Below are 12,618 nucleotides of genomic sequence, written 5' to 3'. Positions count from 1 at the left end.
ATCTGCGCTTCGCTCCGGTCGGCGCTAAACAAACGTCCACCGGACGTTCAGCGCCCTAAAAATATTTGAAATCCGCCCTATTCGGGCTATTTTCTCATGTTTTCCAGATTAACTGCCAGAGAACAGAAAGCCCTGGAAAACTCATGGGCAAAAGTATTTGATGATGAAATATTCCCTGCCATTGACGAAAAGCGTTTTTCTGTTTTATACATCGATAAGGCATCCAGACCGAATACTCCTGTAAACGTGATCGTTGGTGCGCTCATTATCAAAGAACTTTTTGATTATTCCGATGATGAAAAGGTCGAAAACCTCATGCTGGATATTCAATTGGTAAAAAAATATAACAAATCTGATATTCAAAAACGAACATATGTTTGCTATCCTTATTGCATCAAAGAGCTCTTGATACGATAAAAAGTATAAAAAGATTGGAGAGAAAAAGATGAAACGAAGAGAACTGATTAGTAAGAGGACAGCAAACACAAAAATATTTGAAAACGCAGACCATTCCATGACCGCGGAGATCTATCTGGATGCTGTACATTTCCAGGAGGAGGACGGTTCCTGGAAGGATATGGACGATACCCTCCAGGAAGAGTCTGCAGAAGAGGATACTTCTCTGACGGGAGGACCAGGAGATAAAGAGAAGGAGCTTATCAATAAAAAAGGAAAGCTTCAGATACGTTTCGCGAAACATGCGAAGGAACAGGGAACTGTTACCGTTAAGAAAAACGGTGCGGTACTTCACTGGGGTGTAAAGGATGCTGCGAAAGCAGATGCTGTCCCTGATGGCGTTAACGGGATTCTTTATTCGGGTGTCCTGGAGGGGATGGATGTAAGATGCCGTGTTCTCGGCGAAAAAGTAAAAGAGGATCTGATCCTGACAGGACCGGAAACATCAGGGACGGTCACAGTCCTCTACAGGATGAAAAAACTGGAAGCTATCCAGGTGAAGAATCATGTGTCCTTCGTAGACGGGCAGGGCGAAGAGATCTTTGTTGTCTATGCTCCATACATGAAAGATGCGGCAGGTGTGAAATCAGAGGAGATCAGTCTGACCCTTGTGCAGGATGGGAAGGACTGCTGCAGGATTCTTTTTCAGGCAGATGAAGAATGGTTGAAGTCACCGGAGAGAAAATATCCTGTTGTAATTGACCCGGTGACCACCACATCAAAAAAAGCGTCCGATATCATGGATGCCCATGTGGATTCCCTTCTGGAAGAGGACAATTTCCAGCAGAGCATTATCCTGAAGACAAAGGGTGGAGATAATATTCAGAGAAGTTTCCTGAAATTTGTCCTTCCAACGATCAAAACAGGAGATATGGTAGTGAATGCAAAACTGGTCCTGGTATCTCTTGCAGAAGACAATAAAGAGCGGACAGTCAATGTGCACCGTGTAATGCAGGACTGGAATTCTGCAACGATCAACTGGAATAACAAACCTGTCTATGACGAGACGATTGAGGATTCCTGCAAATTCAAAGGAGACAAACAGAAATATATCACACTGGATGTGACAAGGCTGGTGAAAGACTGGTACCAGAATGGACATAATTTCGGGCTGATGTTCAAGGATGACTATGAAATGTCCGGATATACGGAGTTCCTTGCTTCAGACTGTGATAGCGGATATCAGGATATGCGCCCGAGAATTGATATTTCCTATGTGAATTACTCCGGGCTGGAAGACTTCTGGAATTACCACAGCCAGGACGTGGGCAGGGCAGGAACCGTGCATGTGAATGATTATAACGGAAACCTGATCCTTGTACGCCCGGATCTGGAGATGGGAGGAAGCCGTATTCCGGTCAGCCTGAAGCATGCCTATAATTCAAATAACAGGACAGAAAACATTGGCTACGGCTACGGATTCCGGTTAAATTATCATCAGACGCTGGAGAAAGTGAAGATTGCCGATACGGACTATTACAAGCATACGGACGGTGACGGAACAGTCCATTATTTTTACTATGATTCCGACAAGAAGAAATGGAAAGATGAATCCGGGATGGAATTTACCCTGATAGTGAATACTGGCAGTTCCGAACCATATGTGATCAGGGATAAAGAAGATAACCAGATGGTATTTGGCAGCAGCGGATATCTGGTTAAGATCCGCGATAAGAACAGCAATGTGCTTTCCATTACTTACAGCAGCAGCCGTATCACGAAAATTACGGACGGTGCGGGAAGAGTGACCACCCTGACCTACTTTAAAGACAGCAGCGGCAATCCGACAGACTTAAGCCAGGTGAAGGCACCGTCCGGCCAGACAGTATCGTTTGGATATACAGACCATAATCTGACATCCATCACCGACATTGACGGGCAAAAGATCACTTATACGTTTACTTCCGGCAGGAATCTGAGCTCCCTTGCCAATGTGGACGGATACCAGGTGAAGTATTCCTACTACAGCACTTCCCCATACCGTGTGAAGAAAATCGCGGAATATGGAGGCAGTACGGCAGGAAACAGCCTTACCCTGTCCTATGGTTACAACAGTACGAAGTTTACAGATAATAAAGGAAGAGCTGAAATCTTCCGGTTTAACAACAGCGGGAACCTGATCCACATCCATGACGGGTTCGGACATGCTGCCAGCGGGAAATATAATAAAGACGGGAACCATGTGAACCGCCTGGAAAACGAGACAAAGCTGCAGGATAACATTGTCCAGCTCCTGAAAGATCCTGTTATCCAGGCGGGTACCATCGGATGGGCAGCAAAGGTATATGCCGAAGGTACTGGAAGCACATCCATCAATACGGATACGAAATACTGTATGGTCGGCACACGTTCCCTTAAGGCGGTCTGTACATCCGAAAGCAGTTATGCATATTGGGCTCAGAATGTGACGGTTAAAAAAGGAGAGACCTATACCGCATCCATGTATGTCAGGGCAGAAGTGACTTCCGCGGCATCCGACGGAGGATGCCTGCTGAGGGTGCGTTATCTGGATAAGGACGGTGTACAGCATCTTCTGGACAGCGAAATCCTGAAAACGACCACCACAGATTTTGTACGACTGAAAAATACATTTACCCTGCCTGCGGATGCCAGCAGTGATTCCATTAAGATCTATATGGTGGTATGGCATGCAGTTGGGACGATGTATGGCGATATGGCGCAGCTGGAAACTGGTGGGACGGCCAACCGCTGCAATCTGGTGGATAATGGGGAATTCCACAGGGGAAGCACTTCCGGGTTCAGTAAGACCGGTTATCCGGAAGACGGCCTGACGACTGTTGGGGCGGACTGTTATGTACCGATGCAGGTGGCGATGGTAACAAAGGCATCTGCAGCCATGTACCAGACACCGTCTGCTTCCGGCACCCAGGTGGCAACTGTGGCGAAGGGACAACATCTGACAAGTTCTGCGGCATATAAGGACAGCAGCGGGAAGATCTGGTACAGGGTGAAGAATGCTTCAGGACAATGGGGCTATATTTCTTCGGGCAGTGTGGTTCCTTATCTTGGCGGCAGTACCTGTAACCATACTGCGGCAGCAGGCGTGACAGGCGCAGTCCTCCGGGCTTCTGCATCGGACACGGGAACCCCTGTGGAAGAACTGATCCCGAAAGGGACCAGCCTTTCCATTGTGAGCAGCACCACTGATGCAAACGGAAAGAAATGGTATTATCTGGGCATGCAGATCGATACTTCCCGTTATTACGGATATCTGCCCACAGATTCCGTCATCAGGCTCTACAGGAATTATGTGACAGGAAAGATGACCGCGGCTGACAATTATTACCTGAAGCCTTCGAAGACCTCCACTGTCATGGGAAGCGCTGCTTCCGGCGCCACAGTTGTCCTCCGCGGTATCCTGGAGAAGAGCAACGGGGAGAAATGGTATGCGGTGCTCAAAGGAACGGAATTTGTGTTCCTGCCGCAGACAAACATCACTCTGAACATGACCGGTTATGTCGGGAAGATCAATTCCGCTAAGGTAACAGAAACAGTAGGAGGCCTGGAGGAGCATATCTATAAATTCCTGGGTGATCCGGCAGCCAATAAGAAGCTGACGAAAACACTGGATCTGCAGGGCAAAAAAGGCGATACTTACATGGTGAATGCCTGGGGACGCGGGACTCCGCTGCCGGAGACATCCAACGATACGGCGCGCCGCTTCGGGGTGGAAGTCGTGTTCGTGGGGACAGACGGGACAAACGATACCCATTATACCAATTTCAGCCCGGATATCCTGGACTGGCAGTTTTTAAGTGATGTTTATGTGGCGAAGAAGGATTATTCCAGCATCAAAGTATCCTATACTTACTGCCATAATGCCAATATCGCGTTTTTTGACGGGCTTTCCCTGTTCCGGGAGGAATTCGGCCAGAGCTATACGTATGATGCCGACAATAATGTGATTTCCGTTGTGGATGCGAAGAAGCAGGCATCAAAATTTGAATATAACAGTACGAATGATATGACCGGGATCACGGACGCCAAAGGGAATAAATTCACTTATGCATATGACAGCAGACATAATGTGACGAAGGGCACCTCTGCGCAGGGACTGGTGTATAAACTGGAGTATGATTCTGCCGGAAATGTGACTAAGAGCGGCTGCGCGGAGCCTGATAACCAGAGTGCCGGTACCTGGATGACCAGGGCGATGACTGCGTCAAAGAACCATGTGGCTTCTGTAACGGACGCAAGAAACTGTACCGTGAAGTATGCGTGGGATGAGAATAAAGATATCCTTTCTTCTGTGACAGATGCCAGGGGCGGCAGGCTGGCTTACAGTTACGACAGTGCCAACCGGCTGGCCGGTGTATTACAGGAAGTGACCCAGGACGGAACGAAGAAGACCGTATCGAATACGTATGGCTATACAAAGGACCGCCTGACTGCGATCAGCCATAACGGTTTCAGCTATGGTTTTGCCTATGATGCTTTTGGAAATGTCCTGAACGCATCCGTGGCAGGCGCCCGGATCGTGGATTATGAGTATGAGGCGAATAACGGGAACCTGAAAAAAGTGACTTATGCAAATGGCGACTCGATCCGTTATACTTACGATGCTCAGGACCGCATGCTGCTGAGTTATTATAAGAGTGCTTCCGGTGCAGAGCAGAAACTGAACGGGTATGTTTATGACCGCGCGGGGAACCTGGCCCAGGTAACGAACTATCCGTCCGGGAAATCCTATGACCTGGATTATGATTTCCTTGACCGCCTGATGCGTGCAAGGGACAATGACGGGAATTACTACGAGTATACCTATGATGAAAATAATAACCTGACCCGCATGTACCACGGTGCCGGGACTTCCGGTATCGCCACATCCTATACCTACGATAAGGATGGGCGGGAGGTGACCGCGAAGGCATCCGGTAATTACTACCGTACCACTTCTTATGACAGCCTGGGAAGGGTGGACATGCAGACATGGACCAATACGGGGACCCCTCATACGGTGATCTATGAATATAACAGCACGGACAGCACAAGGCGCAGCAGTCTTCCGAGCGCCATGATCCTTGGCAGCAGAAACCTGGGTTATACGTATGACGGGAACGGGAACATCACAAGGATCCAGGACAGCGACACGAATGCGTCCGGCGGCACTACGAAATCAATCAGCTATCAGTATGATGAGCTGAACCGTCTGACCCGTGAGGACAACCAGGTTCTGAACAAGACGGTGGCCTACAGCTATGATCTTGGAGGCAACCTGGTAAGCGAGAAAGAATATGCTTATACCACGGGAACCCTTCCGGCTGCCGCTGCCGTGACAAAGACCGGAACGTATGACACTGTCTGGAAAGATAAGCTGCTGAACTGGAATGGCACAGCCATGACCTATGATGCCATCGGCAACATGCTCACCAAAGGCAGCACCACCTACACCTGGACACAGGGAAGGAAGCTTGCATCCGTGCAGAACGGTAAGAGCATCCAGTATTTCTATGACCATACCGGAAACCGTACCAGAAAAGTGGTGGACGGCGTGACGACCCAGTTCCGCTATGCAGGGGACCTGCTGGTATCCGAGCGTACGGGAAGCGAAAAGAACCTGTGGTACCGTTATGACTCCGCCGGAAACGTTATTTCAGTAACCTACGACAGTGTCTTCTATACTTATGTTCGCAATGTCCAGAATGATGTCATTGCAATGATTGACTCTAAAGGAAACGAAGTGGTAAGATATACTTATGACAGCTGGGGCAGGGTGATGAGCATCACCGGAAGCATGTCCGAAACCCTTGGAAAGAAGAATCCGTTCAGATACAGAGGATATTATTACGATACAGAGACGGGACTGTATTACTTGAAGAACCGGTATTATGATCCGGAGATCAGAAGGTTTATAAGTGCAGACGATACCGGAATTGTGGTGGTTTCCCCACGACTGTTGAAGGAGAAAAACCTGTATTTGTATTGTGACAACAATCCAGTGGCAAGAGTTGATATTGAAGGACATTTTTGGATAACCGCAGCATTAGTTGGTTTTGCAACGAGTACTGTAGGAAAAATGATAATAGGGGCTGCAGTAGGAGCTGTAATAAATATAGGTTCATGTTGGATTGCTGCAAAAGTTACAGGCCAGAAATTTGATTATGACGATGGTATAGCAGCGGGGATAAATGGAGCACTTTCTGGAATAAATCCATATGTGGGAGGAATTGCAAGTGGAGCTTGTGCTTATTATATGACCAAGAAGGATGGGGGGAATATAGGAGAAATTGTAGCAAGTACTTCTGCTGCTTTTGTTGGAACGACTTGTATGGGAAATTTGGGAAGCATTATCGGTGGAAAATCATTAAACATTGGTATCAGTGCAATATATTCTGCAACATTTGGAACTGGCGGGAATTTGGTTGCAGCAGGTGTTAATGCTGGTATTTCACAACGCAATAAGATTGGTTACGATAAGACACTTCACATCTATAAAAAGTCTGCCGGACGCTTCATTGGATATGGAGCCTCATATAATGGAAAGACTGGCGTGAGAACCAGATATAAGATCTATTTATCGGAAGCCGGTTTTACGTATAAGGTATATATTTAAAAAATATGTGTTAGCCATGCAACTTGATTGTTTGTTAGGCCTTATGAAAGCTATCCTGCTATATGCAATTTTTATATTGTGTATGGCAGGACAGCAAGCCATCTGTTGAATGCAAAGGAGTGATAGTATGACTATTCAAAAGAAAGACGATAAATTAATAATAAAATCCAAGGCGCTGTTTTCAAATATTATTTTGATGGTAATACTCAGTTTGGCAATTTGCTATTTCCTTTATAATTGTTTCCCAGATGGGAGAAATATAGATGTATCTGATATGCTGGCATTTATAATACTATCTATTACACTATTAATAATAGATACAATGTATATCTACTCTTTGGTATTTGCCGAAATGCGTGTACTTACGATGGATGCGGATGGTTGTATGGTTAGCTGGCTTGGATTTAAAAAGAGACATAGATGGAGTGAATTCGAAATTATCAGGGAGGACAGATGGGGAATCGGAAAATGGGGATATCATGGTATTGTCTTTTCAACAAAGCTAAAAAAAAGGAACGGAAAAATATATTCGGCAAAAGATATTTTTCTGTCATTTAATTTCTGGAATTGTTTTGCTGTGATCTGGTCAAGGGCAGATTGGACATCCGTTTCATTTACTGACAGTAATCGAAAAAGAATTCTTGAGCAGATGGAAGAATGGGGGATAAAAGTGACAAGAACAGAAGAGATTGCAAAAGAAGAATATTACAAAACGATGGTTGAAGCAAGAAAAAAAACAAGAGATGTGCGAAAGAAGAAAGAAAAAGAATAAATATGTAATTGCTTGGATGACAATATGAATTTACCAAATATTATTGTGTGAGGGAGCGGTTTACACCGGCCGTTTCCTTTTTTGTACCCTTTTTTAAGAAAGTATTGAAAATGAATGGAGATGAAAGTTTATGAAATACAAAATCTTAACAATAACAGCCCTTATAGGAAGCGCTGTGGCAGAGCTGTTCGGCGGATGGGATATGGCGCTGCAAACACTGGTGGTTTTTATGGCAATAGACTGGATCACAGGAGGAATCATCTTGCCGGGAGTGTTTGGGAAAAGTCCAAAATCCCAAAATGGTGCCTTGGAAAGCCATGCCGGATGGAAAGGGCTTTGCAGGAAGGCAATGACACTGTTCTATGTGCTGGTTGCGGCACATCTGGATGCTTTGATGCATACGGATTATTTGCGTGATGCAGTTTGTATTGGATTTATTGCCAATGAAGCTCTGTCTATTGCAGAAAATGCCGGACTTATGGGCTTGCCAATGCCCCTCTGCATCAGGAAAGGAATTGATATTTTAAAAACAAATGCAGAAAACGGGGTGAAGTGAAATGGGTAGTATGATGAGCTGAACCGTCTGACCTGTGAGGACAACCAGGTTCTGAACAAGACGGTGACCTACAGCTATGATCTTGGAGGCAACCTGGTAAGCGAGAAAGAATATGCTTATACCACGGGAACCCTTCCGGCTGCCGCTGCCGAGACAAAGACCGGAACGTATGACACTGTCTGGAAAGATAAGCTGCTGAACTGGAACGGCACAGCCATGACCTATGATGCCATCGGCAACATGCTCACCAAAGGCAGCACCACCTACACCTGGACACAGGGAAGGAAGCTTGCTTCCGTGCAGAACGGTAAGAGCATCCAGTATTTCTATGACCATACCGGAAACCGTACCAGAAAAGTGGTGGACGGCGTGACGACCCAGTTCCGCTATGCAGGGGACCTGCTGGTATCCGAGCGTACGGGAAGTGAGAAGAATCTGTGGTACCGTTATGACTCCGCCGGAAACGTTATCTCAGTAACCTACGACAGTGTCTTCTATACTTATGTCCGTAATGTCCAGAATGATGTCATTGCAATGATTGACTCTAAAGGAAACGAAGTGGTAAGATATACTTATGACAGCTGGGGCAGGGTGATGAGCATCACCGGAAGCATGTCCGAAACCCTTGGAAAGAAGAATCCGTTTAGATACAGAGGATATTATTACGATACAGAGACGGGATGGTATTATGTATCCAGCCGTTATTACGATCCTGAGATCGGTCGGTGGATAAATGCGGATGATGCGATTGCCGGTGTTGGTGGAGATGTTCGTGGTTATAACCTTTTCTCCTATTGTATGAACAATCCGGTGAATATGAGCGACCACACTGGTCACTGGCCGCAATGGATAAAAAATGCTGCAAGTGCAGTGGTTAGTGCGGTTAAGAAAGCCGTTACTGTTGTTGTCAACACGGTCAAGTCTGCAGTATCATCGGCATCAAACATACTGAAAGCAAGCTCGAATAGCTTGCCTAAAAAAGGAGAGCCCGGATCAAGTCAAACTTTGCCAAATCCAGACGGAACCCCAAAACAGAAGCGTTGGTATGGACCGGATGGCAATCCCGAAAGAGACCGGGACTATAATCATCCTGGCAACATGCCTTTCCCACATGACCATGAGTGGAAAAATGGCGAAAGAGGGAAAGACCATCTTTCACCCGATCCTTCTTACAAAATGAATTGGGAACCAGTAATTGGAGTGGGATTGGTTTTCATATGTACTGTGGGCATAATAGCTGTTGCCGCCGATGATGTAACAGTCGTAGGAGTTGCGGATGACTTTCTTTTTGGACCACTTGGGGCAGGTGTAGGCGAAGGGCTGATAATGATTTTTGGATAACTAAAGGAGAAAAAAATGTGGAATGAAATTGAAAACGAAAAGGATTTAAATAGCTTTATGGATGCTATGTATTGTTTCCACGACAGTTGTTTAAAAGAAATTAAATACATTAGCGGTGCATATGTAAATGAAAAATTAGGTATGTTGCCAGTTAATAGCCAAAGAATATTGAATATGATTATTCAACGACAGTTTGAAAATCCATCTGTAGTTGAAATGCAATTTGTGGGGCTAAAGTACTTAAAACTATTTCCAAATGACGAAAACTATACCTGTGAAATACTTGATGCAACTATGATTTTAAAGGAAGATTGCATTTATTGGTGTGATTGCGGTGGGTTATCAGAAAAGGATATAGAAAGCTATACAGGAACTACAATATGTGCATCAAAAGTTCGGTGGAGAGCTGTGGATGAATTCATTGGGGCGAAGGAAATTTATGTGACGATTTAGAGTCATATCGAAAAACGAAAAATCGAAAAAGGGTTTCAGGAGTACTCCTGACAAGCGCCATGGTAATCCATCGGCGATGCTTGCTGGTACATAGCAGCTACCATTCTTTTTTGTAAAAAATTATATGAATTTTTAAAATTAAGGCTTACATTTTTGCCTTTGAGTGAGGAAACAGTTGGAGGGAGTTTGTCCCATCAACTGTTATTCTCATTAAGGAGGCGACTATGGGAAAAGTTAAACTGATTGTTCATGAAACCTACCAAGGGAAATGCAAAACGGAAGATATCTTTGCAGCGGTGTTTCTGTCAAATGCTGCCGCATTGACTGAGGGTACAAAGCCAAGTATAATTGAACTGACCGAACGATCTCAGGATTCACTTTGTTCCGGGAAAGGAGCAGATGATGGAACAAGTGAGGAATGAGCAAATTATTTACAGCGCAGCAGTCTATTGCAGACTCAGCAAGGACGATGAACAGGCAGGTGAAAGCGTCAGCATTGAAACACAGAAAATGATGCTGACGGACTTTTGCCACGAACGAGGATTCCCCATCTACGAGATCTATGCGGATGACGGCTATTCGGGACTGAACTTCAACCGACCGGCATTCACAAAATTACTCGAAGACATTGACAGTGGCAAGGTCAACCTTGTCATTACCAAGGATCTGAGCAGACTGGGCAGAGACTATATCCAAACCGGCTATTACACCGATGTGTATTTCACCCGAAAAAGGGTACGGTATATTGCCGTGAATGACGGAATCGACACCAACCGGGAGGATAACGATATTGCACCGTTCAAGAATATTTTGAACGACATGTATGCAAGGGACTTGTCCCGGAAAGTGAAGTCAGCTAAACGCCAACGAGCCTTCAAAGGGTATTATATCAGCGCACAGGCACCCTACGGCTATAAGGTTGACCCACAAAACCGAAACCGCTTGATCGTAGACGAAGAAGCCGCCGAGGTTGTGAAGGAAATCTTCCGTCTTTCCCTTGCCGGACACAGCCTGATCCAAATAAGCAGAATACTGACCGAAAGGAAAATAATCACACCGGGCGTTTACAAGGCCCAGAACGGCGACACACGCTTTTTGAGGTATCAGGAGAGCAAGGACTCTCTTTTCAACTGGTGCTATCAGACGGTAAGAGCCATTCTTCGGGATCAGGTCTATACCGGGGATATGGTAAATCACAAGGCTGAGGTCATCAACTACAAGACCAAGGAATGTGTCAGAGTGCCGAAAGAGCAGCAGATCGTTGTTTCCGACTGTCACGAGCCGTTAGTCAGACGTGATGACTATGAGCGAGTGCAAACGCTGATTACTCTGCGACACAGGCCGAAAAAACACAATTTTGACAATGTGTTCCGGGATTTGACTTTCTGTGCCGAGTGCGGACAACGAATGACGCTGATGATGAAGCCGCTGAAAGCCGGGCCAACGCCGCTGATCCGTTGCACAAACCACTACAGCAATCCCGAAGACTGCAAACACAATCATTATATCTACTATGATGATCTGTATGCGGAAGTGCTGAAACGGGTGCGAAATATTGCAAGGCAAATCGAAAGCGGTGAGCTGTTGGAGCAAATCCAAAAGCAATCTGCAAAACGAGTGAAAACGGACAAGCTGGTAGCGGAACAGGCAAAAATCAACAAGTGACTGTCTGTGCTGAAAAGAATTATTAAAAAGCTGTATGAGGATTTTGCTGCCGATCTTCTGGACTCGGAAAGCTACCATTCCATGCTGACCGATTACACCCAGGAGCAAAAGCAAATCACCGCGAGACTTGCGGTGATTGAAGCAGAGTTAGGCGTTGAGGGAAACGACGAGCAGAATGTACAGAAGCTGAAAAACGTGCTGGATGAGTATTTGAATGTTGAAACGCTCACAGAAAATATGCTTAATCAGTTAATTGAGCGGATCGAGATTGGGCATACCGTTAAGGTGGACGGATGCCGACAGCAGGAAATTACCATTGTCTACCGTTTCATCGGAACGGCAGACTAAATTTGAAACAGGAATCAAAGTGAGAATAACGACCGTGCAATCACAAGAGTGATTGCCGGGTACATATAGAAGCCCAGCCGAGACGGGACTGTATTACCTGAAGAACAGATATTATGATCCGGAGATCAGAAGGTTTATAAGCACCGATAGTATTGATGTTTTAGATAATATGAAGTGACCTCACATTTGTAATAACGTGGATTTACCTGTATACTAAAGTTTGACGAGAACAATGGTAACAGGGATTACCACATACAAAAGGAGGCCACTATGTATAGAATAATCAAAATTGGGATGGATGTCCATAGTAAAAATTACACACTTTGTGCAATGGAGCCGGTGATCGGCGAAGAAGACCGCATTTTTGCAAATATCCAGGTAACTGCAGACTATAAAAATATCCTGATGTTCATTGAACAACTTAAAATGAAACTGGGTATGTATGATGAATAC

10 protein-coding genes and 1 pseudogene are annotated in these 12,618 nt (G+C 45.5%); all 11 read left to right on the top strand.

Going from position 1 to position 12,618, the window contains the following annotated elements; translation table 11 throughout:
- The first annotated feature begins 96 nt into the window (after positions 1-96).
- Positions 97-417, top strand: coding sequence for a hypothetical protein (locus tag ACTNEW_RS07690; protein WP_441059664.1), 321 nt, complete (start codon positions 97-99; stop codon positions 415-417).
- Positions 418-445: 28 nt separating this feature from the next.
- Positions 446-7,030: a DNRLRE domain-containing protein gene (locus ACTNEW_RS07685; protein ID WP_441059662.1), complete on the top strand. Its 6,585-nt coding sequence runs from the start codon at positions 446-448 to the stop codon at positions 7,028-7,030.
- A 127-nt stretch (positions 7,031-7,157) separates the two neighbouring features.
- Positions 7,158-7,802: a hypothetical protein gene (locus tag ACTNEW_RS07680; protein ID WP_441059660.1), complete on the top strand. Its 645-nt coding sequence runs from the start codon at positions 7,158-7,160 to the stop codon at positions 7,800-7,802.
- A gap of 130 nt (positions 7,803-7,932) precedes the next feature.
- Positions 7,933-8,358, top strand: coding sequence for a phage holin family protein (locus ACTNEW_RS07675; RefSeq protein ID WP_441059658.1), 426 nt, complete (start codon positions 7,933-7,935; stop codon positions 8,356-8,358).
- A 63-nt stretch (positions 8,359-8,421) separates the two neighbouring features.
- Positions 8,422-9,699 (top strand): RHS repeat-associated core domain-containing protein, encoded by a 1,278-nt coding sequence (locus ACTNEW_RS07670; protein ID WP_441059656.1) that lies wholly within the window; start codon positions 8,422-8,424, stop codon positions 9,697-9,699.
- Between the two features lie 15 nt (positions 9,700-9,714).
- Positions 9,715-10,152 (top strand): hypothetical protein, encoded by a 438-nt coding sequence (locus tag ACTNEW_RS07665; RefSeq protein ID WP_441059654.1) that lies wholly within the window; start codon positions 9,715-9,717, stop codon positions 10,150-10,152.
- A gap of 224 nt (positions 10,153-10,376) precedes the next feature.
- Positions 10,377-10,574, top strand: a complete 198-nt coding sequence (locus ACTNEW_RS07660) for a hypothetical protein (protein ID WP_441059652.1) — start codon at positions 10,377-10,379, stop codon at positions 10,572-10,574.
- Positions 10,552-11,817: a recombinase family protein gene (locus ACTNEW_RS07655; protein WP_441059650.1), complete on the top strand. Its 1,266-nt coding sequence runs from the start codon at positions 10,552-10,554 to the stop codon at positions 11,815-11,817. The genes ACTNEW_RS07660 and ACTNEW_RS07655 overlap by 23 nt, the downstream gene beginning before the upstream one ends.
- A gap of 6 nt (positions 11,818-11,823) precedes the next feature.
- Positions 11,824-12,165, top strand: a complete 342-nt coding sequence (locus ACTNEW_RS07650; RefSeq protein WP_441059648.1) for a DUF4368 domain-containing protein — start codon at positions 11,824-11,826, stop codon at positions 12,163-12,165.
- Positions 12,166-12,217: 52 nt separating this feature from the next.
- A complete protein-coding gene (locus ACTNEW_RS07645; RefSeq protein ID WP_441059646.1) occupies positions 12,218-12,343 on the top strand; it encodes an RHS repeat-associated core domain-containing protein in 126 nt (41 codons plus the stop codon).
- 92 nt (positions 12,344-12,435) lie between these two features.
- Positions 12,436-12,618 (top strand): annotated as a pseudogene (locus ACTNEW_RS07640) (hypothetical protein); the annotation flags it as partial.

The organism is Blautia sp. HCP3S3_G3 (assembly GCF_052063365.1).
Taxonomy (GTDB): Bacteria; Bacillota; Clostridia; order Lachnospirales; family Lachnospiraceae; genus Blautia_A.
The sequence above is the reverse complement of the archived record's forward strand: the minus strand, read 5'-3'. Positions and strand labels throughout refer to the sequence as shown.